The sequence below is a fragment of the Microbacterium saperdae genome, from assembly GCF_006716345.1.
In the GTDB taxonomy this organism is placed as follows: Bacteria; Actinomycetota; Actinomycetes; order Actinomycetales; family Microbacteriaceae; genus Microbacterium; species Microbacterium saperdae.
The window spans coordinates 804,556-828,501 of the sequence record NZ_VFOX01000001.1 but is presented as its reverse complement, the minus strand read 5'-3'; the positions used below and the strand labels follow the sequence as shown (position 1 = coordinate 828,501).

Annotated in this window: 21 protein-coding genes and 1 tRNA gene; 11 read left to right on the top strand and 11 right to left on the bottom strand. The window is 66.2% G+C overall.

From position 1 onward, the window contains the following. Positions 1–5 precede the first annotated feature (5 nt). The 5 genes from FB560_RS03970 (at position 6) to FB560_RS03950 (ending at position 8,063) form a co-directional block, all read left to right on the top strand. Positions 6–4,121: a metallophosphoesterase gene (locus tag FB560_RS03970; RefSeq protein ID WP_141871166.1), complete on the top strand. Its 4,116-nt coding sequence runs from the start codon at positions 6–8 to the stop codon at positions 4,119–4,121. Positions 4,122–4,213: 92 nt separating this feature from the next. Beyond that, complete coding sequence (locus FB560_RS03965) at positions 4,214–4,972, top strand: alpha/beta fold hydrolase (RefSeq protein ID WP_141871165.1); 759 nt, start codon at positions 4,214–4,216, stop codon at positions 4,970–4,972. Then, positions 4,969–6,129, top strand: a complete 1,161-nt coding sequence (locus tag FB560_RS03960; protein ID WP_141871164.1) for an acyl-CoA dehydrogenase family protein — start codon at positions 4,969–4,971, stop codon at positions 6,127–6,129. Before FB560_RS03965 ends, FB560_RS03960 begins: the two co-directional genes overlap by 4 nt. Before the next feature lie 87 nt (positions 6,130–6,216). After that, complete coding sequence (locus FB560_RS03955) at positions 6,217–6,681, top strand: Lrp/AsnC family transcriptional regulator (protein ID WP_141871163.1); 465 nt, start codon at positions 6,217–6,219, stop codon at positions 6,679–6,681. After that, a complete protein-coding gene (locus FB560_RS03950) occupies positions 6,678–8,063 on the top strand; it encodes an aspartate aminotransferase family protein (protein WP_141871162.1) in 1,386 nt (461 codons plus the stop codon). The genes FB560_RS03955 and FB560_RS03950 overlap by 4 nt, the downstream gene beginning before the upstream one ends. 13 nt (positions 8,064–8,076) lie before the next feature. Here FB560_RS03950 and FB560_RS03945 read toward each other — a convergent pair whose 3' ends face one another. Further along, positions 8,077–8,466, bottom strand: coding sequence for an HNH endonuclease (locus FB560_RS03945; RefSeq protein WP_141871161.1), 390 nt, complete (start codon positions 8,464–8,466; stop codon positions 8,077–8,079). A gap of 217 nt (positions 8,467–8,683) precedes the next feature. On the opposite strand from FB560_RS03945, the gene FB560_RS03940 reads away from it, so the two are divergent. Next, positions 8,684–8,869 carry a hypothetical protein gene (locus FB560_RS03940; protein WP_141871160.1) on the top strand — a complete coding sequence of 62 codons (186 nt, stop codon included), beginning with the start codon at positions 8,684–8,686 and terminating at the stop codon, positions 8,867–8,869. 13 nt (positions 8,870–8,882) lie between these two features. Here the strand turns inward: FB560_RS03940 and FB560_RS03935 are convergent, their stop codons facing one another. From FB560_RS03935 to FB560_RS03920, 4 genes are all read right to left on the bottom strand, one after another. Beyond that, positions 8,883–9,320 (bottom strand): hypothetical protein, encoded by a 438-nt coding sequence (locus FB560_RS03935; RefSeq protein WP_141871159.1) that lies wholly within the window; start codon positions 9,318–9,320, stop codon positions 8,883–8,885. Between the two features lie 374 nt (positions 9,321–9,694). Then, positions 9,695–10,591 (bottom strand): hypothetical protein, encoded by an 897-nt coding sequence (locus FB560_RS03930; protein ID WP_141871158.1) that lies wholly within the window; start codon positions 10,589–10,591, stop codon positions 9,695–9,697. A 129-nt stretch (positions 10,592–10,720) separates the two neighbouring features. Next, entirely contained in the window at positions 10,721–13,384 is a 2,664-nt protein-coding gene (locus FB560_RS03925; RefSeq protein WP_141871157.1) for a DEAD/DEAH box helicase, read from the bottom strand. Then, on the bottom strand, positions 13,385–14,377 hold the full coding sequence (locus tag FB560_RS03920; RefSeq protein WP_141871156.1) for a HamA C-terminal domain-containing protein: 993 nt from the start codon (positions 14,375–14,377) through the stop codon (positions 13,385–13,387). It lies immediately after the preceding gene. A gap of 211 nt (positions 14,378–14,588) precedes the next feature. On the opposite strand from FB560_RS03920, the gene FB560_RS03915 reads away from it, so the two are divergent. After that, on the top strand, positions 14,589–14,933 hold the full coding sequence (locus FB560_RS03915; protein WP_141871155.1) for a recombinase family protein: 345 nt from the start codon (positions 14,589–14,591) through the stop codon (positions 14,931–14,933). Beyond that, entirely contained in the window at positions 14,914–15,624 is a 711-nt protein-coding gene (locus tag FB560_RS21145; RefSeq protein WP_141871154.1) for a recombinase family protein, read from the top strand. The genes FB560_RS03915 and FB560_RS21145 overlap by 20 nt, the downstream gene beginning before the upstream one ends. Before the next feature lie 324 nt (positions 15,625–15,948). Here FB560_RS21145 and FB560_RS03905 read toward each other — a convergent pair. From FB560_RS03905 to galU, 4 genes are all read right to left on the bottom strand, one after another. Further along, positions 15,949–16,024: transfer RNA gene (locus FB560_RS03905), tRNA-Ala, on the bottom strand. Between the two features lie 50 nt (positions 16,025–16,074). Next, entirely contained in the window at positions 16,075–16,923 is an 849-nt protein-coding gene (locus FB560_RS03900) for a hypothetical protein (protein ID WP_141871153.1), read from the bottom strand. Positions 16,924–16,995: 72 nt separating this feature from the next. Further along, positions 16,996–17,625: a GNAT family N-acetyltransferase gene (locus FB560_RS03895; RefSeq protein WP_170198032.1), complete on the bottom strand. Its 630-nt coding sequence runs from the start codon at positions 17,623–17,625 to the stop codon at positions 16,996–16,998. Positions 17,626–17,652: 27 nt separating this feature from the next. After that, complete coding sequence (gene galU, locus FB560_RS03890) at positions 17,653–18,540, bottom strand: UTP--glucose-1-phosphate uridylyltransferase GalU (protein WP_141871152.1); 888 nt, start codon at positions 18,538–18,540, stop codon at positions 17,653–17,655. A 41-nt stretch (positions 18,541–18,581) separates the two neighbouring features. On the opposite strand from galU, the gene FB560_RS03885 reads away from it, so the two are divergent. From FB560_RS03885 to mscL, 3 genes are read left to right on the top strand one after another with little or no spacing between them, the layout of a single operon-like run. Further along, a complete protein-coding gene (locus FB560_RS03885) occupies positions 18,582–19,178 on the top strand; it encodes a 5-formyltetrahydrofolate cyclo-ligase (protein ID WP_141871151.1) in 597 nt (198 codons plus the stop codon). Positions 19,179–19,191: 13 nt separating this feature from the next. Beyond that, positions 19,192–19,464 (top strand): FmdB family zinc ribbon protein, encoded by a 273-nt coding sequence (locus tag FB560_RS03880; RefSeq protein WP_141871150.1) that lies wholly within the window; start codon positions 19,192–19,194, stop codon positions 19,462–19,464. A gap of 24 nt (positions 19,465–19,488) precedes the next feature. Then, positions 19,489–19,899, top strand: a complete 411-nt coding sequence (gene mscL, locus FB560_RS03875; protein ID WP_141871149.1) for a large conductance mechanosensitive channel protein MscL — start codon at positions 19,489–19,491, stop codon at positions 19,897–19,899. A gap of 86 nt (positions 19,900–19,985) precedes the next feature. Here the strand turns inward: mscL and FB560_RS03870 are convergent, their stop codons facing one another. Further along, on the bottom strand, positions 19,986–20,192 hold the full coding sequence (locus FB560_RS03870; protein ID WP_141871148.1) for a hypothetical protein: 207 nt from the start codon (positions 20,190–20,192) through the stop codon (positions 19,986–19,988). Beyond that, positions 20,185–23,868 carry an AAA family ATPase gene (locus tag FB560_RS03865; protein WP_229673283.1) on the bottom strand — a complete coding sequence of 1,228 codons (3,684 nt, stop codon included), beginning with the start codon at positions 23,866–23,868 and terminating at the stop codon, positions 20,185–20,187. The genes FB560_RS03870 and FB560_RS03865 overlap by 8 nt, the downstream gene beginning before the upstream one ends. Positions 23,869–23,946 lie beyond the last annotated feature (78 nt).

The window sequence follows — 23,946 nt, the reverse complement described above, 5'->3', positions numbered from 1 at the left end:
TCTCGATGACCATCCCCTTCACGCGGCGCCGCACCCCCTGGCGGTTCACCGCCTGCGCCCTCGTGGGAGCCGTGCTCCTCTCGGGGGGTGTCCTCGCCGCACCTGCGCCCGCAGCGCAGGCGGCCGAGGCCGCACCCTCCCGCTGGGAGCCCTCGGCGATCCCCGACCGGATCGTCCTGACCCCCGCCGCCGACGCCACCACGCAGCAGACCGTGACCTGGCGCACGTCCGCGACGACCGACCGCGGACTCGTCCAGTACCGCACCATGACGCCCGCTCCGTACCCCGGCGGCGTGTTGGAGGCCGACGCCGCCCACACCGAGGTCACGACCGACATCGGCTACACCCAGAACATGCACTCCGCGACCATCACGGGCCTGCAGCCCGGGGTCGAGTACATGTACCGGGTGGGCGACGGCACGAACTTCTCCGAATGGCAGGACTTCGCGACCGCGAGCGCGACCGACAAGACGACCTCGTTCATCTTCCTCGGCGACATCCAGAACGGCATCCTCAGCGACGGCTCGCGCGTGCTGCGCAACGCCTTCCGCGATCGCCCGAATGCGGATGTCGTGGTGCAGGTCGGCGACCTGGTGGACGACGCGAACTCCGATGAGCAGTGGGGTGAGCTCTTCGACGCGTTCTCGTACTCGCTGGGAACGCAGAACCTCATCACGACCCCTGGCAACCATGAGTACGACGGCGGGCTGTCCCGCACGTGGCGCGCGCAGCTCCCCTACCCGGCCAACGGCCCCACGGGCGAGGGAGAGGTGTACGACGAGCTGGCCGGCACGGTGTACTACACCGACCGCGAGGGCGTCCGCTTCATCTCGCTCAACAGCAACATCTCCTCGGAGGAGGGCCTGCGGGTCCAGGCCGAGTGGCTCGAGGGCGTGCTCGCCGAGAACGCCAACGAGTGGACCGTCGTGCTGTTCCACCACCCCGTGTACTCGCTCGACGAGGGACGCAACAACCTGGGCATCCGCACCGTCTGGGGTCCGCTGTTCGAGAAGTACAACGTCGACCTCGTGCTGCAGGGTCATGACCACGCCTACGGACGTGGCAACACCCTCGCTGCGGAGGAGAACCTGCCCGCTGGTGCCGATCCCGAGAAGAGCGCGACCGGCCCGGTCTACGTGGGCTCGAGTGCGAGCGTGAAACTGTACGAGTACGGCCCGCGCCTGTGGAACGAGAACGGCGCGCACCTCCGACGCCTCGACGGCGGCAAGCAGTTCTATCAGCTCGTCGACGTCACCGAGGGCACGCTCCGGTACGAGTCGCGAACGGCCGACGGCCAGTTCTTCGACGGCGTGACGATCACGAAGGACGAGAAGGGCAAGCTCGTCACCGACGGCGTCGACCCGCAGGAGATCCCGACCGGTCCCGTCCAGCCGTGCCTCGGCTGCGGCGGCAACCCCGATCCCGGTGAGGTCACGCCTGACGTCCCCACGGGCGAGGTCGACTACGAGGTCGTGAGCTCTCTGGCGTCGGTGGATCGTTCGAAGGCGAGCCTGCCGGCGGGCATGGCGTATTCGGAGTCGCGTGACGTGCTGTACCTGGGTGACCAGAACAGCCGGAAGATCTTCGAGATCGACCCCGACACCGACAAGGTCCTCGGCGAGATGACACTGCCGGAGAACATCCGCGACATCGGCATCGACGACGAGAACAACCTCCTCTACGTCGGACAGCAGAACCGCAACTGGCTCGTCGTCTCGATCGCACCCGACACCTTCGGGCAGGTCGTACGCGGACCGTACCCGACGATCGAATCCAACCGATCGATCGACGTCGACCCGACACTCGGACACGTCTACATCGCCGTCCCCTCCCGGGGCATCGAAGTACTCGACGCCGAAACCGGCGCCTCCCTCGGCGTCATCAACGGCACCGCCGACGCCTACTACGTCGCCGCCGACCCCACCACCGGCACCGTCGTCAGCACCAAGTTCCACGACCTCACCGACGTCGTGAACGTGGAGGCCTTCGACGCGAACAACGGCTTCAAGAAGCTGTGGGCCAAGGCGACGCGTCCGAACCCTCGTCAGATCGACATCGACTCCACCAACGGTCTGCTCTATGTCGGCTACACCGGCACGAGCGCGGGCTCGGGCGGATTCTCGGTGCACGATCTGAAGACCGGAAAGGCGCTCGGCGACTTCGCCGATCCGTCCTACGGCAAGGACGGCTACGGCATCGCGGTCGACGAGGAGCACCAGCGGGTGTTCGTCTCCAACCGTGACTTCCGCCTCAACCCGCCAGGACAGGAGCTCACCTCGGCGGCCGTCACCGTCAGCGAGCGTGTGCTTCCGGAGACGCTGACCTACGAGTCGGCAGGACACCTGGCGTCGGTGGATCGTTCGAAGGCGAGCCTGCCGGCGGGCATGGCGTATTCGGAGTCGCGTGACGTGCTGTACCTGGGTGACCAGAACAGCCGGAAGATCTTCGAGATCGACCCCGACACCGACAAGGTCCTCGGCGAGATGACACTGCCGGAGAACATCCGCGACATCGGCATCGACGACGAGAACAACCTCCTCTACGTCGGACAGCAGAACCGCAACTGGCTCGTCGTCTCGATCGCACCCGACACCTTCGGGCAGGTCGTACGCGGACCGTACCCGACGATCGAATCCAACCGATCGATCGACGTCGACCCGACACTCGGACACGTCTACATCGCCGTCCCCTCCCGGGGCATCGAAGTACTCGACGCCGAAACCGGCGCCTCCCTCGGCGTCATCAACGGCACCGCCGACGCCTACTACGTCGCCGCCGACCCCACCACCGGCACCGTCGTCAGCACCAAGTTCCACGACCTCACCGACGTCGTGAACGTGGAGGCCTTCGACGCGACGGACGGGTTCAAGAAGCTCTGGGAGCGCACCAGCAGGGCCAGCCCGCGTCAGGTCGACATCGACTCGACGAACGGTCTGCTCTACGTGGGCTACACGGGAACCACGGCCACGAGCGGCGGTTTCTCGGTGCACGACCTGGCGACGGGCGCGCTGCTCGGTGATTTCGCGGGCCCGAAGTACGGCAAGGACGGTTACGGCATCGTCGTGGACGAGCAGCACCAGCGGGTGTTCGTGTCGAACCGCGACTTCCGCCTCAACCCTCCGGGAGAGGAACTCACGTCGGCGGCCGTCACCGTCAGCGTGCGGAAGACGATCGATCCCACGGACCCCACGGACCCCACGGACCCCACGGATCCCACGGATCCGACCGATCCCACGGACCCGACCGATCCGACGGACCCGGAGACCCCGGTGTTCACGGCGCGCTCGCTCTCGGTGATCCCGTCGGCGACGGATGTTCCCGAATCGGATGACCGACCGGTCGGCTCGGTCGTGGACAGCCGCACGGGGAACCTGTTCGTCGGCAACGAGATGCGGCCGGCGCGCGTCTGGGAGATCGATCCGGCGACGGACACCCTCCTGCGCACGCTGGACGTGCCGGCACCGACGGCTGCGGATGAGGGCGTGCGCGATGTCGCGCTGGACGAGGCGAAGGGCGAGCTGTACGTCGCCTACTCGAACCAGTGGCTCGTGATGGATGCGGCCAGCGGGGCGCTGAAGCGCGGTCCGTACGCGTTCACCGCGAACGTGCGCGGCATCGACATCGACCCCGAGGCGGGTCTGGTGTTCGGAGCCACGCGCGGGACCGGCGTCGAGATCATGGATGCGGTGACGGGAGCGCCGATCACGGTGACCCCGGCCGGCGCATCCGCCTGGCGCTCGCACGGCATCGCGTGGGACGGCGTGAACGACCGGCTCTACGTCGGCACGGCCGACGCCGAAGGCTCCACCGACGGCGTACGGGTCTTCGCCGGAGGCACGTGGGAGCTCGTCGGCACCATTCCGATGGCGAACGCCGACCTGCGCTCGCTCGCGGTCGACACGACCACGGGTCGGCTGATCGCCGGCCACCAGTCCACGACCTTCGACGCGAGTGGGGTGTCGGTGTACGCGACCGACGACCTCTCGCTGGTCTCGAGACTGAGCGCACACGCCTACGGCAACAAGGTCTACGGCGTCTCGGTGAACCCCACCGACGGCGAGATCTACGTGTCGGCGCGTGACCGCTACCCGTCGGGACTGGTGGCGATCAGCACGCACTGATCCCGCTCCGACACAGAAGGGGTGCGTCCATCGGGCGCACCCCTTCTGCGCGCTCCGGGGCCGGGCCGGCCGGCCGGTCGTAGGCTGGGATCATGCCCGCTCCGCTCCCGCTGCCCCGCATCGCCTGGGGCTCGCCCACGGCTCCCCGCCGCGCCCTTCTCGTGCACGGCCTCGGCTCCTCCGGCGCCCTGATGTGGCGTCTCGGCGACGCGCTGGCGGACGCCGGCTGGCACGCGACCGCCGTCGATCTGCGCGGTCACGGCGACGCGCCCCGGTCGCTCGACTACTCGGTCGCGGCCTACGGCGCCGACCTCGCCGCGACCCTGCCGTCCGATGGCGGCAGCTGGGATGCGGTCATCGGACACTCGCTCGGAGGCGCCGCGAGCACGGTCGCCGCCGCATCCGAGTCCGCCTGGACGCGCCGCCTCGTGCTGATCGATCCAGCCATCCACGTCAACGGTCGCGACGCCGGAATCGTGCGGCGGAGCCAGGAACGGGCATTCGCCGACACCCGGCTCGAAGTGGTGCAGCAGGAGCACCCGCACTGGCACCCGCAGGATCAGGAGCTGAAGGTGGATGCCGTGCTCCGGGCGAGCGCGTGGGCCGTGGAGCAGACCAGCGTCCAGAACCAGCCATGGGACGTGCGGGCCGCGGCTGCAGCGCTCGCGGTCCCCACGCACGTGCTCGGCGCCGACCCCGCCGTCTACAGCATCTTCACCGGCGATCTGGCCGACGAGGTGCTGTCGGCGAATCCGCTGATCACGATGTCGATCGTCGCCGGAGCCGGGCACTCCCTGCACCGCGACAAGCCGGAGGAATCCGTGCGACAGCTTCTGGAGGCCTTGAAGTGAGCGCTTTCGACCCCACCGTCTTCCTGCCCGATGAGCTGCTGGAGCGCATCCGCGAACGCGCTCCCCTGTACGACCGCGAGAACACGTTCCCGCAGCAGGACCTCGACGAGCTGCGCGCGGCCGGATATCTGTCGATCCTCGTTCCCACGGAGCGCGGGGGTGCGGGTCTCGGCCTCGCGGAGGCCGCCCTGCTGCAGCAGCGGCTCGCGACCGCCGCCCCGGCCACAGCCCTCGCCATCAACATGCACCTGGTGTGGACCGGCGTCGCGAAGGTGTTCTCCGACCGTGGCGTGCCCGGGCTGGAGTTCGTGCAGGACGGCGCGGTCGCCGGCGAGGTCTTCGCGTTCGGCATCAGCGAGGGCGGCAACGACCTCGTGCTGTTCGGCAGCGACACGGATGCCGCACCGCTCCCCGCGGGCGGCTACGCGTTCACCGGCACCAAGATCTTCACGTCGCTGGCCCCGGTGTGGACCCGGCTCGGACTGCACGGGCTCGACACCACGAGCGCGGATGCGCCGAAGCTCGTCTTCGCATTCGTCGAGCGCACCGACGCGGTCACCACGTCGGAGGACTGGGACACCCTCGGGATGCGGGCGACCCAGAGCCGCACCACCCGGCTGAACGGCGCCACAGCGGATGCCGCGCACGTCGTGCGCCGGATCGATCCCGGTCCGAACCCCGACCCGATCGTGTTCGGGATCTTCAGCGTGTTCGAGATCCTGCTCGCTTCCGTCTACACCGGCATCGCTCGGCGCGCGCTGGACCTGGCCGTGCAGACCGCGCACACCCGCCGCTCGAAGAAGACAGGCACGACATACAGCCAGGATGCCGACATCCGCTGGCGCATCGCCGACATGGCCCTCGCCTACGACGCGCTCCCCCCGCAGATCGCCGCAATCGCGCGTGACGCGGACGAGCGCGTCGACAACGGCGCGCGGTGGTTCAGCCTGCTGTCCGGGGTCAAGCACCGCGCGATCACGATGGCCAAGCACGTGGTCGACCAGGCGATGCTGGTGGCCGGCGGCGGTTCGTACTTCTCGTCGAACGAGCTCTCGCGCCTGTACCGCGATGTGCTGGCGGGAGCCTTCCACCCCTCCGACCCCGAATCCGCGCATGCGACGGCGGCGAGCGCGTGGCTGGGGCCGCTCGAATCCTGATCCACTTCCTGCTGTTTTCCGCAGGTCCAGGGAACCCATAGCGCGAAATCGGTTGCTGAACCTCGTTCCGAGTGCGAAGATCGCACCATGAGCCCGAGAAAACACCCCACGCTGGATGAGGTCTCGAAGACGATCATCGAGCTCCTCCAGGAAGACGGGCGCCGCTCCTACTCCGACATCGGACGCGTGGTCGGCCTGAGCGAGGCGGCCGTCCGCCAGCGCGTGCAGCGTCTCACGGAGTCCGGCATCATGCAGATCGTCGCCGTGACCGACCCCATGCAGCTCGGCTTCCACCGCCAGGCCATGATCGGCATCCGCGTCTCAGGCGACGCACGCCGGGTCGCCGAGGCCGTCGCGGAGATCGAGGCGATCGACTACGTGGTCATCACGGTCGGCTCCTTCGACGTCCTGGCCGAGGTCGTCTGCGAGGACGACGAGGATCTCCTCGCGCTGATCAACGACGTCATCCGCCCCATCGACGGGGTCCTCTCGACCGAAACCTTCATCTACGCCAAGCTGCAGAAGCAGCTCTACAACTGGGGGACCAGATGAGCACCACACGCAACGAAGCCGAACTCCAGGCGATGGCCAAAGACCACCTCTGGATGCACTTCACCCGACAGTCCACGATGGAGCAGTCCGGTGTGCCGATCATCGTCAAAGGTGACGGGCACCACATCTGGGATGCCAAGGGCAAGCAGTACTTCGACGGGCTCGCGGGCCTGTTCGTGGTCAACGCCGGGCACGGGCGCCGTCGACTTGCGGAGGCCGCAGCGAAGCAGGCGTCGGAGCTGGCGTTCTTCCCGCTGTGGTCGTACGCGCACCCTGCCGCGATCGAGCTCGCCGACCGCCTCGCCGACGAGGCACCGGGCGACCTGAACCGCGTCTTTTTCTCGACCGGAGGCGGCGAGGCCGTCGAGACCGCCTTCAAGCTCGCCAAGCACTACTGGAAGCTGATGGGCAAGCCCACCAAGCACAAGGTCATCTCCCGCTCGGTCGCCTATCACGGCACCCCGCAGGGTGCCCTCGCGATCACCGGCATCCCGGCGATGAAGTCGATGTTCGAACCGGTCACCCCCGGCGGCTTCCGCGTGCCGAACACCAACTTCTACCGCGCCGCCGAGATGGGTGGGCCGACCGACGATCTCGAGGCCTTCGGCCGCTGGGCCGCTGATCGCATCGAGGAGATGATCCTCTTCGAAGGCGCCGACACGGTCGCCGCGGTCTTCCTGGAGCCGGTGCAGAACTCCGGCGGATGCTTCCCGCCTCCTCCCGGCTACTTCGCCCGGGTGCGCGAGATCTGCGATCGTCACGACGTGCTGCTCGTGTCCGACGAGGTCATCTGCGCGTTCGGCCGCCTCGGCCACACGTTCGCGTGCACGGGCCTGGGCTACGTGCCCGACATGATCACGTGCGCCAAGGGCATGACCAGCGGATACTCGCCCATCGGCGCCACGGTCGTCAGCGACCGGATCTATGAGCCCTTCTCGAAGGGCGACATGTCGTTCCCGCACGGCTACACGTTCGGCGGCCACCCGGTCTCCGCGGCTGTCGCGCTCGAGAACCTCGCGATCTTCGACGAGGAGGGACTGAACCAGCGCGTGCGCGAGAACTCTCCACTGTTCCGCGCCGAGCTCGAGAAGCTGCTCGACATCCCGATCGTCGGCGATGTGCGCGGAGACGGCTACTTCTTCGGCATCGAGCTGGTGAAGGACAAGGCCACGAAGGAGACGTTCGACGACGCGGAGTCCGAGCGGCTGCTCCGCGGCTTCCTCTCCCCCGCCCTGTTCGAAGCGGGTCTGTACTGCCGCGCGGATGACCGGGGCGACCCCGTGATCCAGCTCGCACCGCCGCTCACGGTCGGTCAGCCGGAGTTCCGCGAGATCGAGCAGATCCTGCGCGACGTGCTCACCCGCGCGCAGTCGGTGCTCTGAGGACGCTGACGAACTACAGTCCCTCGTCCTCCGCAGCGGGGACGAGGGACTTCAGGATCGTCGCATGACGGACGAGGAACGCCCGTTCGTCGAGCTTCTTCCGACGCAGCCACGACGTGACCTCGCTGTTGTTCTTGCTCGCGTTGCATGATGCGCACGCCGGCACCACGTTCTCCACGGTGTAGCGACCACCGCGGGACACGGGCATGATGCAGTCGCGCTGCAGCGCCGGCGCCGGGTTCTGGCAGTAGGCGCAGCCCTCCCACGCCTCCATCAGCGCCTGCCACTGGTCGGGAGTGAGGTCGTTGTCCACGCGCGACAGCCGATTCTGTCTGCGACGCGCATAGCGCGTGCGAGCGGCAGGCGTGCGCGCGGACGCGGGGACCTTGCGACGGGCTGGCACGTCCTCACGGTACCGCGGCGGGAGGGAGATCCTGTGGTGCGAATCGCTTAGCCTGCAGAGACAGAACCACGATGCCGACCGCAATCCCCTAGTTCTGCCGATTGTTGCGCAGCCCGCGACCTGTCAGGCTCGGCATTTCCCGCGTCGACTCAATGTCGGGATGAATCGGAGTTCAGCGATGAGATACGAATCGACACTTGCACGGAGGAGGAGAAGCGTGCTGGTGATACGAGTCGCGGCTCTTATGGGTCTGGTCTCCGGAGCCGTCGCGCTGTGGAACAACCTTCCCGTTCTCGGCACCGTGGCCTTCGCAATACTGCTGCTGACGGTCACAGGCCTCTACATCGTCGAAGCGCAATATGCCAAAGGGCTTGAGCGCATCCTCGCTCAGACCGCCAGCTGACAGTCGCGACCGATCACGGGGCGAGAACAAGAAAGAAGCCCCCGGCGTGAGCCGGGGGCTTCTTTGTTCTGTGGACCTGCTGCATGCGTACTCGAAACATATGGGTGCGCCGCACGGCGTGAGGGATCTCGTCGAGAAGGCTCAGAAATCCAAGCCGAACGGCGCTAGAACGAGCGCGCCAAGAACGGCACGTCAACTTCGGCCAGATGAGATCGAGCAACTTCTCGCGCACTACCAGCAGCACGGTAGCGTCGTCGCGGCCGCAAAAGGCGTTGGGCGTCACCCGGCAGACCGCGGGCAAGCATCTGGCGGACGCTGGTGTCTCAACGTTGCGACGCATGACCGCGGCTGAATTCGATGAGGCCCGCTCAAAGCACGCCGCAGGCGCATCGGCCGCCGCAATCGGGCGGCAGCTTGGCATCTCGACGAACACGATCATCAAGGCCGTCACGCAGGCTCGGTAGGTCACCGGCCGGTCTGCGGGGACACGGGCTTCTCCAGGCTGCATCGCTGCTTGAATCACGCGGCAGGGTCGCGAGTCGAGTGCGGCCACTCGAAGCCGCACCATGCTGCCATGCGCCCCACAGTGCGCAACAACGGCAAGCACGAAAAGAGCCCGCACTGTTACGTGGCGAGTGATCTCGACCACCAAGGTCGGACTCTTCTCGTTGAACGTCAGCGCGGGCTGTTGGCTGAAGAGCGCCTGTTTCAGGCTGTCAAGAGTGCGCCACGAACACGAGGAAGAGTGTCCGCATTTTGCTGATCGGGGCGATCTCTTCGGTCATACAGCACCGCCCGACGCGTCAAGCTTGAACATGATGAGAGCTAACGTTCGGAAGCCGAGTCAGGATGGAGGATGCGCCCGCGAGCTGAGGCAAGCAGGTTCGCTGCAGCGTCATGAGCGACCGCGCAAGGATGTGCCTGCGGGATATCCCTGCCGAGTATTCTGAGCACCTCACGACTCACGAGGGTTGTTGCCGAGAGCGTCCATTGTGTGGCCATGAGACCCCACCGCGCGCTGAGCTCCACACGGTAGATGCTCAAATCCTCATCAACGGTCACGAAGCCGTGTATCCCGAGAGACTCTCCATGCGCCACGCCGGATAGATCGGAGTACACCACTCGGCCGTCCGCCTTCCATTGGTCTGCCAGGGAGGCAGCCAGGGCGGTGTAACTGACCTTCAGCGGGGTTCGACTGCCTGTCAGCTGTTCAATATCGTCGATCACGCCGGCGAGCACAGCAGCCGCGTCCGTGTTGCGGCCGCGCATCTCATGGAGGACCGCGTCGGGCCGGAGGCGATCAAACGTGCTCAGTTCCGAAGCCAAGCCTGAGAGCCAGCGAACCAGTATCGCCGAATCCTCGTCCGGCTCTCTGATCCACCAGGCCCGCGCATACGCCTCCACGGCCCCGCGCGCGAGCGTCGCGATAGAGAATGCGGCGTCGTCGTGCAGCAGGGCCCTCGCAAGCAGCCGCGCATGATCCAGCCCCGCCAGGGTCGCGAAGAGCACCGTCTCGAGCGCGTTTCGTCCCGGATACGGCCCCTGGGAGTTGGACGGAAACGTCCCCTGCGCTAAACGCTCGGCCCGCGAGCCCGGAAGCTCCTCGCCGAATCCGCCCAGGAGCAGAGGTTCGAGCTCATCAAAGAAACGGAGAAGCGCAGCCGAGAACGCCTCCCGATCCTCCCTTGACAGGCCATGGGCGCTGCCCGGGGCATCACTCATCGACACGCCGGGGCATGCCGATGGAACGGGTCACGGCATCAACCGTAGCGAGCAGTCTGTCACCGGGACCTCGGACGCTCCGCGCTCGGGGCCCTGAGTAACACGGGCTTTGTCTATTCACGGTCCCACCTACACGGTTTCGCCGGAAGCAACGGGTGCCTTGCGCAGGATGTTCTCGAGCTCCTCACGCGTCTCATCCGCAACGTCAGCCAGGGCAAGGAGCGCGTCGACGTCGACCGCCTCGAGCTCTCCGCCCGACGTGAAGGTGAGATGGCTGGCGTACTTGCTGGTCAGGTCGAGTGCGACAGCACGAGAGAAGCCAACTTCCTGCAAGTTGATCACCCGTGGGTCACTCGAGCCATACTCCACGAGCTTGGCCACGTTGATCCCTGCGCCGTCCGCACCCATTGCTTGAACGGCGAGGTCGTAGTAGTTCTCGAGGTAGCTGATGATCTTGAACCGGAGTCCGGTCTCAAGGTCCCGCATGGTCTTTTCGATGATGAGGTTGATGTGTTTCGGGTCGCGGGCGTTAAAGCGTTCGACTACCAGGGATGGGTCCCGCGTCCAGTCCCGGTAGGTGATCGTGCCTTGCTCAGCGTGGTAGGCGATTGTGCGACTCAGCACGAGAACGAGTGGGTCACCCTTCACCCAGTACGACATCAGCATCGCCCAGTACCGGAGACGTGCGCTGTAGCCAGGTTCTGTGGCAGGCACGAGCCGGTCATCGTTGCCGCCAGACTCCTCAACGATCCAGTTGTACAAGGCCCCGAGACGAATCAATACCTGCTCGAACAGGGAGTAGTCCAGATCGACCGTGTCCGCAGGCACCAGCGCGCCTGCCCGCCCTTCGGTGAGATCGTCCCACACCGCGTTCTGATACTTCGGCTGGATGCCGGGTGCGCGGCGAAGCACCTCCTCCGAGCCAGTAAAGGACGTGACGGCACGATCGAGCAGCTTCGCGCCATCCTTCACCTTCTCCAGGAAGAGGGCACGAAGCGGTGTCTGCTGTTTGCCGAGGACATGCAGCATGAGAATCGACGTGTATTGCTCGACGGTGCGCTTGGCGTCGTTGGAGGGGTTGCTCGGGATCGGCTCCCCCCGAAGCACGTACCCAATGTCAGTGAAGTCTTTGCGCTTGTTGCCCGGATTGACAAGGAAGCTCTCCGCGATGATCGGCTCGCCGCGCGGAATCAGCTCGCGTCGAGTCTCGCTCCACCCATTCGACTCATGGCGCACGCAGATGACGTTGCCGGAGAAGTCGTATGTGAGGCGCCCGGCACGTCCGGCAAGGTTCTCGAAGTCGATCTTCCCGAAGCCCGCCGGCCCATGCGTGTCATTGAGGACGAAGATGTTCTTCGCCGGGAGATTGACACCCTCGAGGAGAGTGGAAGTGCAGACGACGTACTGAAGCTTCGACGTCGGATCGGAGAAGGAGGCCTCGACCTTCTCGCGCACCTCTTGTGGCATCTTCCCGTGGTGGAACGCGACGCCGTGCTCGAGCGTCTTCACGAGGAAGTAGTCCTTGTGGATGTGCTCCTTCACGAACTTGATCAGTTCGGCGATGGTGGGGTCTGTGGCCTTCGGCAGCGTCTTTGCGAGCTCAAGCGCGAACTCGGCAGACTTCGCCGAGCTGTTGATGTAGACGATTGACTTTCGTTCGCCGCTCAGCGATGTCACCAGCTGAATCGGCGTGCGGGCGTCGGGTACTGCCTGCAGCTTCCCTTCTCCACCGCTCGCTGCGGACAGGAAATACTGGGCACGGTCGACTAGGTCCACGAAGTAGCGCTGCTGAGCCACCGTGCGTTCGCGCACCGCGAGCGCACCGTTGGTCGCCTTCCCGAACAGCTCGAGAAACAGCTCCGGGTTCTCGATGCTCGGGGACGCGAAGATCAGCTTGGTCGCGAACCGGCGGGTGGTCTCCACGATCGCGTGGTAGTAGATCGAGGAGCGTGCGTCCTTCTTGGAGATGACCTTCTGGGCCTCGTCGACGATCAGGTAGTCGATGTCGCGCACCGCGTTCGAGAGGTAGCGCAGCAAGCGTTCGGGAGTGAGCACGAAGACGGTGCGCGGATAGGTGCGGCGCAGGAACAGCGGGAGCGTCGGGAAGGTCGCGACATTCACCTCCGGCACATCCTTCAGCAGCTCGCGAAGGTCGGCGGCGGTTTGGCCAATGAGCGCCTTAGTTGGGACAAGCACGACGATGCAGTGCTGATCCAGATCGGAGCGGCGCACGATGTCATAGATCGCGTCCTTCAGGATGAACGACTTCCCTAGCGACGTCGGGCCCGAGAAGCTGAAGAAGTCCTCCCCGCGCATCTTCTCAGCGATCTGGAACTGGGTGTCCGTGAGCGTCGCTGTCCCGTGCTTGGTCGCCTGCATGACCTCCTTGGCCGCACGCAGGATGCCCCGCGAAACCGGCAGCGCGTAGGTCGATTCCGTTGCGTTGGACAGCGTCCGAAGGCCAGGGAAGTTGCCCAGTTCGATGAGTACGGCTGTGGCGACGGCTGCGGCGCGCGTGCTCACGTGATCCGACAGCCCGACGAGCTCCTCGTACTCTCGCAGCAACGCAATGATGGTGTAGGCCGTTTCACGGTGGGCGGGCTGCGTCGAGTGCGACATGATGTCAGCGAATCGGAGCAGGCGAGTGACCTGCTCATCGGTGAGCTCGGAAGACGCAGTCCCAGTGAGGAACACTTCTGAAACTGCGGCTTCGATGGCGGCAAGGTCCTGTTGGTAGTCCGACCGCGCGACAATCATGTCCGACAGCGCGTCGGCTGCGATTTGAGCAGGCATCTACTTCTTGGCCTCGTGATTTCCAAGCTGCGCGGCCAGATCGAAGCGGATTCTCTCGATGCCGTGCATCTTGTCTCCCTCGCCTCGTTTTGCGAATGGGACGGCATACATATGGATCGGGTACACGCCGAGGCCACGGTCGGTGATCTCTTGCTTGATGAGGTCGTGCTGGGCGACGATCGCGTCGGTCGCCCGCTTCCGGAGTTCGTCCTCGATGGCGTCCAGCTCCATGTCCTCCACTTTCAGGTCGCTCACGTCGACCTCGTAGCCCACGAAGATGCCGAAGGCGTTGTGCTTCTTGATTTCGTCGTCACCACCGCCCGACGACGGCAGCAGGATCGCCGACAGCAACGCCAGCTTCTCCGCGTCAAGCTTCTCCTTCAGCAGCTCGGACTGCACCAGCCAGGTGTCGAAGTCGAACCCGTCCTCGTGCACCTTGCCAACAGAAGTGAAGGCGGCTTTTATCCCGCGCTTCGCGCTCGACCCGACCGTACCGGCATCCCCGTACATTTTTGATTCTCCGAAGATCAGCTGGTAGCTGTTATCCCCCGTGCGCAGCAGATGTACGCCGTCCGACCCGTGGACGTAGTGTTCACTACTCGTCTTGATTTCCATCTTCGAGAGAATCTTGGGCGCGCCCAGGTGCCCCTCCAGTAGCGAGTACAGGATCACCTCTCCACCTTCACCCGCCTTGTCGTCGGGCATACGGAACTGTGACTGCACCTTTGTCGCGACTTCCATCATCCGCCCAGGATCCTCTAGCGCCTTCTGATAGTTCAGGCGCGACAGCACGTACGCAACGCTGTTGTTCTTCAGCACGCGGTACAGGGCCGGAAGGTCGAAGTCGCCGTTCTGCACCCGTAGTACATGCAGATGCAGATTTGTCTTGGTCTGGAGTGCAACACTCACGGGCTCGTAGAAGACCGCGTTGAATTGCTCCCGGTTCGAAGCCAGCAAGGACAGCGGCAGTATCGGTTCCGGTGTTCCCGTCATTGGTAACTCCCCAGTTCGGCGCGAATCACGTCACCCCCAAGAATGGTGGGTACCCCAACACAAGAGCGTGCGACGCGTCGAGAACTGCTCATATGCGCCTCATTGTGAACGAAAAGTTCCTGCCGTCAAGCGCAAGCGGCATCTCATCAGAGGTGGCGCGCCTCGTCGATCTGCCGAAGTACCAGCCGAAAGATCCGACGACGCTCTCGTCATGGCAGAGCTTCAGAAGCGAGGCGTCACCCTGATCTCCGCCACGGAGCAAATCGACGCCTCTCCCGTCGGCCAACTCATGCACGGCATTCTCGCGGCGTTCAACGAATATCGATCGCGCGAGGACGGCGCCGACATCGCGTACAAGATGGGCCAGAAGGCCAAGAACGGCGGAACGCTCGGCAAGGCACCTCTGGGGTACCTCAACGTCACGGAGATGTTCGAGTACCGCAAGGTCAACACGATCGTCATCGATCCCGAGAGGGCGCCCTTCATCATGCTCGCGTTCGAGCTCTACGCCACCGGAGTTCACGAAGGACGACATCGTGGACGAACTCAGTTTTAGAGGGCTGACCACCCACCCCACCGTCTCACGGCCCCCGGGGCAGGTGTCCACGTCCAAGATGTCCCGTCTACTCAGAGAGCCCTACTACATCGGGCAGATCACATACCAGGGCGAAGTATTCGACGGCCGCCACCCGGCTCTGATCGATCGCGACCTGTTCGATCAGGTTCAGTCCATGCTCGAGCAGAGTGGGCGGGCGGGGGAACGCAGGCGGATCTATGAGCAGTACCTCAAAGGCAGCGTGTTCTGCGGCGAGTGCCAGCTCGAGCGCGGCGTCCCCAACAACCGACTCGTCATACAGCGAGCGGTAGGAAGAAACAAGGTCGAGTACTTCTACTTCTTCTGCATCGGGCGTCATCACGGGCACTGCGATTCCCGCCACATCCCGGTCCACGAAGTCGAGGAGGCAGTCACCGCGCACTACCGCACGGTCCAGCTCGATGCTGGCTTCATCGAATGGGTCGAGCGTGCCATCGACAACGTGCTCTCCGACCGACAGGCTGTCCAGGCCCAGCTCCGAAGTCAATTGAAGGCTCGACTTCAGCAACTTTCGGTCAAAGCGGACAATCTCGTCGACCTCGTCGCCGAAGGCGCGGCCTCGCCTCCTCCAATGTGGTTGCCCGCATCCGCGAGATACACGAGCAGAAGCGTAGGGTCGAGATCCAGCTTGGGAGCATCGAAGACGACCTAGTCGACGGCGCGACCTACATTCGCGGCTGGCTTGAGCTGCTCAGCGATCCCTACGAGCTCTACCTGAACGCCAGCGATGAGATGCGGCGGCGCCTCAACCAGGCGATCTTCACTCGCATGTGGATCACCGATCTCGATCGAGCGCAGTCGGAGCTGTCCGAACCCGCCCAGATGCTAGTCGAGGCACAGATGGCCTGGCAGTCCGCCGGGTTTGAGCAGGCGCCGCTGCAGAGCCCGCGTCCGCCCACGAAAAACGAAGAAGCCCCCAGAGCTTTGGGGGCTTCTTCGTACATCGATCATGTCAATGTTTGGAACAAGCGTTCCTTGGTGGACCTAAGGGGATTCGAACCCCTGACCTCCTCGATGCGAACGAGGCGCGCTACCAACTGCGCCATAGGCCCGTGAACACCTCTACGCTATCACGACGGAAGAGGGCTCTGCGTCACGCCGATCAGCCGGCAGCTCGTCGGGAGAGCAGCTCCCTGACGTGGTCTTCGATCTCCGCGTCGTCCACGAAACCCATCCGGGCGTACGGAGATGAGGAGGCGGCGGGCAGGGCCACCGGAGCCTCCGGGGCCATCTCCTCGGCACGGGCACGCAGCGCGGCGATCCGGGCGGCCTTACGACGTTCTTCCTGCGCCTCGATCTCGGCCTGCGCGACCTGTGCGCGCGATCCGGCGACCGACACCATCGGTTCGGGGAGCGGACGAGGGGTCCAGGTGGCACGGCCCTGATCATGCAGCTCGGGCGCCACACGTTCGGTCTTCGGCTGTGCGGCCTGCTGCGGGCGTCGCACGGATCGTGCAGCCACGGATGCCATCCGCTGCAGCGCGAGACCGGAGACGAGCACGAGTGCCCCTCCGACCCACAGCAGCGCCTGCGCACCTGTGGCGACGAGCTGCCACACGCCGAGGCCCGCGACGGCGAGGCCGATGAGCACGGTGGTGGTCGCCGTCGCCCGCACACGACGACGCGCTCGCGCCTGGCGTACGACGGGGTCCGCCCTGGTGGCGGCGAGTTCGTTCCGGAGCGCTTCGAGCTCGGCAGCCTCGCGTTCGGACTGCACACGCTTGGCGAGCTTCTGCTGCGCCAACGCGGTGCGGGCGTTCAACTCTAACCGCACTTCACCCGGGGTCTCACTGGTCTCGGCGAGCACGCGGAGAGCCTGGTTCAGCCGCACGGCGTTGCGCTCAGCCGCGTTGTACTGGAAGCGACCACGCCAGGACGGCAACAGGTAGAGCATCCAGAGGAGCACAGCGACGAGCACGATCACTCCCCCACTCAGCACCGGCCCGTCCATACCGATAAAGCTACGGGTTCCCGAGGCTTCCGAACGCGCAGTCGGCGCGTGTCGCGGCGAGTCGGCGTCTCGTCAGAGCCTCAGACGGTCCGCCGGAGGCACCGTCGACGCATCGGGCGGCACCTGACCGTTCAGCCACCGTGCCAGGACACCCTGCGGAACATCCTCTCGGGTCAGCGCGAAGGCGTAGTGATCCCGCCAGTCTCCGTCGATGTGGATGTATCGCCGCCGCAGCCCTTCGTAGCGGAAGCCCAGCTTCTGCACCACGCGCAGACTCGCCACGTTCTCGGGGCGGATGCAGATCTCCATCCGATGCAATCCGTACTCCGTGAAGCAGGCATCGGTCGCGAGCGCGACAGCCGTGGGCGTGATCCCCCGGCCGGCGAATCGCTCGCTCACCCAGTAGCCGATGGTCGCCGAACACAGCGACCCGCGGGCGACGCCCCAGACGTTCAGTTGACCGGCGACCTCGCCGTCGTACTCCATGACGAACGGATACCCGGCGCCGTCCTTGTACTGCTGGAGGAGCCGCCGGATGCTCAACCGCATGTCGAACGACACGCTTCCGTAGGGAACGGTCGCCTCCCACGGCTGCAGCCACGATCGATTGGCCAGCAGCTCATGCTGCAGCGGACGTGCGTCCTTGGAACGGATGAGCCGCAGCTCGATCGCCCCGTGCCTGATCCCTGCCGTCAGATCCATCGCGCGCCCCGACGCCCGCAGAGTCGCCTACAGGCGTTCCGCGAACTCCTTCAACCACGGCCGCAACTCGGGCCCGAGGTCCTCACGGTCGGAGGCCAGCTGCACGATCGCCTTGATGTAGTCCACGCGGTCGCCCGTGTCGTAGCGACGTCCGCGGAAGATCACGCCCACGACACCGGGGCCGTCAGGATCCGCCGCCATCTCCTGGAGCGCATCCGTGAGCTGGATCTCGCCACCCTTGCCGGGCTCCGTGCGCTCGAGGATCTCGAACACCGACGGCGGGAGCACGTAGCGCCCGATGACGGCGAGGTTCGAGGGGGCGTCCTCCGTTGCGGGCTTCTCGACGAGCGCGGTCACGCGGACGGACTCCGAGCCCTCGATCGGCTCGACGGCGGCGGCGCCGTACATGTGGATGTTGGCGGGATCGACCTCCATGAGGGCGATCACGGCCGCGCCACTGCGCTCGTGCTCGGCGATCATGTGCGTCAGCAGCGGGTCGCGCTCATCGATCAGGTCGTCACCGAGGAGCACGGCGAAGGAGGTGTCGCCGACGTGCGCGCGTGCGCGCAGCACGGCGTGACCGAGTCCCTTGGGCTCTCCCTGACGGACGAAGTGGATGTCGGCGATGTCGCTCGACTTCATGACGCGCTCGAGGCGACCCGTGTCGCCCTTCTCCATCAGCTTCACCTCGAGCTCGGGCACCGAGTCGAAGTGGTTGGAGATCGCGTTCTTGTTGCGGCCGATGATGACGAGGATGTCGTCGATGCCCGCATCCGCGGCCTCTTCGACCACGTACTGGATGGCCGGCTTGTCGACGACCGGGAGCATCTCCTTCGGCATCGCCTTGGTCGCCGGCAGGAATCGTGTCCCCAGACCCGCTGCAGGAATGACGGCCTTGATCTTCTGCGTACCCATCCCCTCAGCCTAGTGGTGGTCACCACCGTAGACTCGGAGGCATGTCGAACGACGTCGAGCATGCCAAACGCGCACTCCGCGCCGAACTGCGCGAACGCCGAGGGCTGCTCTCCGACGCACAGCGCGAATCAGCAGCGACGGCGATCGGCGAACGCCTGGACGCCCTCGTCGATGAGCTCGACGCCCGATCCATCTCCTGCTTCCTCTCCACCCTGACCGAACCGGGCACGCGAGAGTTCGTGACCAGGGCCGTGCGCCGCGGCATCCGCGTGCTGCTTCCCATCACGCGTGCCGACGGCCTGCTGGACTGGGCCGTCGCGAACGACGACGACGAGACGACCGAAGGGCTGCACGGCCTCCCCGAGCCCACCGGTGAAGTACTCGGCCCCATCGCCGTGAACGACGTCGACCTGATGATCGTCCCCGCGGCAGCGGTCGATCGGTCCGGGATGAGGATGGGCTGGGGCCGCGGATACTTCGACAAGACCATCGGTTCCATGGAGAAGTGCCCTCCTGTCTACGCCGTCATCTATGATTCCGAGATACTCGACTCCCTGCCCCGGGAGGTGCACGACCAGCCGGTGAACGGCGTCGTCACCCCGTCGCGGACCCTGATCCTGTCGCCATCGCGACGCTGAACCTGAGGACGAAATGCCCACCTACGCCTATGCCTGCACCTCGTGCGGACACCAGTTCGACGCCGTGCAGAGCTTCTCGGATGATGCGCTCTCGGTCTGCCCCGAGTGCGGCGGCACCCTGCGCAAGCAGTACGGCTCGATCGGGGTGACCTTCAACGGATCCGGCTTCTATCGCACCGACTCGCGCGCCAAGACTGGCGGATCGAAGGATGCTTCGGCATCATCGAAGTCGGAGTCGACGACGAGCGCCAAACCGGCGGCTGCATCGAGTTCCACCTCTTCCTGAGGTCCCGATCTGTTGGGGGTCCCCATGCTCAAAGGTTTCAAGGAGTTCATCCTTCGCGGCAATGTCATCGATCTGGCGGTCGCCGTGGTCATCGGCGGCGCGTTCACCACGATCGTGAACGCCGTCGTGGCCAGCATCATCAACCCGCTCGTCGCGGTGTTCTTCAAAGCGGATGCCGCGGGCAGTTTCGGGCCGCAGATCCCGACCCTCTACGGCGACACGGTCACTTTCCCGATCGGTGACCTGATCTCGGCCATCATCAGCTTCCTCGCTGTCGCTCTCGTGGTCTACTTCGTGTTCGTCGTGCCGATGAACCACTACAAGGCGCGCGTCGCCGCCAAGAAGGGCACCCCCGCCGAGGAGCCCGCCGCAGCCACCGAGGCCGAGCTCCTGCTCGAGATCCGCGACCTGCTCGCCAAGAACCAGCGCAGCTGACCACACGTCTGCTCGCACGAGAAGCGCATGCCTCCCGATCGGGGTCGTGCGCTTCTTGCGTTCCGGACTGCCCTCATCCGCGCGCGTCAGTAGTGCGGCGGGACGTCCTGCATCAGCTGATCGTCGTTGGGGCCCTTCGGTCCGCGTACAGTCCGCGTGGTCTTCTCCACGACCGCCGGCCCCGACTCCGGATCCGGGTCGGTACCGGGAACGGGTGTCAGGCGCGCGCGCCGAGAACCGGGCACCCGCACGACGCGCTGCTGCGGTGCTGCAGGTTCAGGCTGCTCAGCCATTGTCAGGATCGACGACATCGATCGGCTGCGTGTCGTTGTCGGCCCGCGGCGCCGAATCGGAGATGCCGAGCACCGCGGCGATCCGCGTCGCTGCTGTCACCGGGTCGCTGTAGAGATCGAAGGCGTGCACACGCACGTAGTGCCATCCCAGGCGACGGAGCACGTGCGGGCGGAGACGCAGGGTCTCACGCAGCGACTCTCCCCGGGACTCGGGATCGGACTCGATCACCACGGCCTTGCCCTGATGCTGCGCGACCAGCGGAAGGCGTCCGCGGTAGTCGACGTCGACCGAGGCGCCGAGACGCCGCAGTTCTCTCGCGAGCGCGAGGGTCAGCGGGTCGGCCAGATCTTCCAGGCGCGCATCACGACCGCGGGCGGCGAGTCCGCCGAGGATCGACATCAGAGTGGCCGCACCGTGCTCGAGGCGTCCGTCATCGAACGAGGAGGGCCGGATGGATGACACGATGACCATCGAGCGCCGGGCCCTCGTCATGCCGACCGTGAGCAGACGCTCGCCGTCCGGCGTGGAGAGGTCGCCGAAGTCGCTCAGCACGCGGCCGTGCTTGGTGAGGCCGAAGCCGAGCGAGAAGATCACGCGGTCCCGGCTCTCCGCGACCGATTCCTCCAGCGTCAGCACCGAGAACGGCTCGGCGGTGTCTCGGCCCACGAAGTCGGCGACATCGGATCGCCCGGCGAACGCCGACGTGACCGCAGCGCGCACGCGCTCGGCGTGCCGCGTGCTGGCGGTGACCACCATGAGCGATTCGGTCGGACGGTGCACGGCATGCTCGACGACGAGCGTGACCACACGAGCGACCTCGGCATCCGGGCTCTCGACCGCACCGGAGATCGGATCGGGTGCGCCGGTGCCGCCCTCGACGTAGTCGACCGTGAGGCTGCCGCGACCGAGATACGAACCGGCCCAGGGCAGCGAGACGATCTCGCCTCCGTAGAAGGCATCGTTGATCAGCTCGGCGAGGTCCTCGCCGCCGGCGCGATAGCTGCGCGTGAGCGTCATCACCGGCAGCAGCTCCGAGAGGCGCTCGAACACCGAGACGTCATCGAAGGGAACCTCGGACTCCCAGTCATCACCCGGATCGACGGCGATGTGGAACGGCGTCGGACGCTGCGTCACCGGATCGCCGAACGCCACGATCTGACGTGCGCGGCGGATGGCCGGCGCGGCCTCGGCGAGGTTGATGGCCGCGGCGTCGACCAGGAGCACGGTGTCGAACTCGACCGACTCCGGGATCTCCGGCACGCGGTAGGGCGAGGAGATCCAGACCGGGGCGAGCACGTCGACCAGGCTCGGGGCGGCGCTGACGATCTCGGCCGTGCTGGAACCGGGCTGCGTCAGAGCACGACGAAGGTGCTGGGACTGCTGCGGCTCGTCGACGATCGCGATCTTCCACTGACTCGCGAGCTGCCAGGCGAGCAGAGGTCCGGCCATGGCCGCGTGCGCTTCGTCGACCAGACGGAAGTCCCGCTCGAGGCGATCGACCACGGCGGTGTTGGCCCCCAGCAGGGCACGGTTGTCCTGCAATGCGCGCTCGAGGAGCGACTGCCACCAGGCGAATTCGAGTTCCTCGCCGACCTGGCCCTCGGAGACATGGCGCACCGAGAGTTCGGCGAGCAGCGGCTCGAGACCCCACAGCGCCAGGCGGTCGCGCAGCTGCGCGCGCTCGACCAGGTTGTCGAAGACATCGGACTTGGCGGCGAGCCCCGCGAGCGTGCGCACCAGTCGGGCGACCGGCAGCGACGCGAGCGGCTCACGGCGACCGAGCGCGGCATCGAGCTCCGCGAGTTCGGCGTGGGCGCGCTGCCACGCTGCCGACACATCCGCGAGACCGAGGGGCACCTCGGGCGCCACTCCTGCTTCCACGAAGCGCTGCCACTGCGTGCGCTGCGCCTGGATGCGCAGCAGCGCCTCATGCATCTCGGTGACATGCACGCCGGGACGCACGTACTCCTTCGCCAGACGACGCAGCCGACGACGGTTCGCTCCGGACAGACCCGGCGCATCGCGGCGCGACCCGTGCGCCTGGATGAGTTCGCCGAGCGGCCGCTCGAACACCGTGGGGCTGAAGCGGTCGAGCGAATCGCGAATGCCCTGCAGCAGCACGAGGTACTCGCCGAGCTCATCGATCGTGGCGAAGGGGCGCATGCGCGTCTGCGCGATCAGCTCATAGCCGCGCTCCAGGAGCGTGGGGATGCTGTTGGTGTGCAGTCGCGCGGCCAGCTCGTGTGCGGCGCGCGCCGCCTCCGTGCTCGAGAACGTGACGCCGTACCAGGGCGAGTCATCCGGTCCGAACCGGAACTCGCCGAGTCGAGCAGCCTGCGCGAGCGCGGAAGCGGCAGCCGACCGATCTTCGGCCAGCCGGTGCAGCGCATCGGTACCGAGACGCGCCGTCGTCGACGGAGGCACGGGCAGGGATGCGAGACGGGTCAGGTGTCGGGTGGCATCGAGCACAGAGGCTCCGGTGCCGCCGACGGGCGCGGTGAGCGCCTGCCGGTAGTCGCGCAGCACCGTGCGCAGGCGGACGAGCGCGTCGTCGACCTCGCCGACCTTCGGCGCGACCGCCTTCTCATTGCGTCCGATCGCACGCACGAGGTCGCGACGTACGCTCGCCGGCGAGATCGCGAGGCTGTCGAGACCGATCCCGGCGAGACGATGCCGCACGCCGTCGAGGGTGGAGCGCCGTGCGGAGACCACGAGCACGCGGCGACCGGCGCGCACCAACTCCCCCAGGGCGTTGATCACGGTCTGGGTGCCGCCGGTGCCGGGAAGCGTCGCCACCGTCAGGGAATGACCGGCAGCGATGCGCGCGAGCACCGCTTCCTGCTCGGCATCCGCGTCGAGCAGGAGGTTGTCGGATGCAGGCGCGCGGTCATCGGGGCCGGTGTGGTGCGGCGTCGCGCGCGGTGCCGCAACCTGTTCGCGATCCCCGACGTGGCCGGCGAGCGCGTTCAGCATCACATGGTCGAGATTCCGGCCGTCGCGGACCATCGCGCCGCTCACGTCGGCGAACGTGGAGACGACCAGACGCGGTTCGACCGAGAAGGTGTCGATCGAGCGCGCCGTCGCGCGCAGATTGTCGATCACCGGCTGCGGCTTGAAGATGCCGCCGTCGTACGCGAGGGCGGCGAGCGCGGCAGCGTCGATGGAGATCCCGAAGTGCTCCCGTGCGATGCGCACGAGCTCCGGGTTCACCTCGAACACGCCCTGCAGCTTGAGCTCGAAATCGGAGTGGTGCCGTCGGATGGCCAGCGGGCGCAGCAGCACCGGAGCGGAGAACCCGACGCCGCCGATGCGCCAGTGCGCGACGCCCACGGCCAGATGGACCGCTTCGATCCCTCGGACGGTGCGTAGCTCGGTGTTCTTGGCGGTGATGCGTTCGGCCGCCAGTCGCGCAGTCCGCAGGCCCACCTCATCACGGAACAGGTTGGACAGCAGCGTCGATCGTCCGGTGATGAACTGGGGAAGACTGCCGGGATGCGCTTTCGAGATGTCGATCCCGGATTCGGGACCATCACGGAAGCTGACCAGGGGCGACGCGCCCCCGAGATCCGCCGCTTCGGCCCGCAATCTGGTGCGCTCGGCCTCTGCGGCGTGTGCGACATCGACGCCGGTCGCGGACTCGTGGAGCTCGCCGAGAGTCACTGCGGCCTCCGCCACTGCGTCATCCGCAGACTTGTCATCACGTCGCCACACAATTCACACCCTAGGCGTGTCAGGGCCCGGCGTCCGGTATCC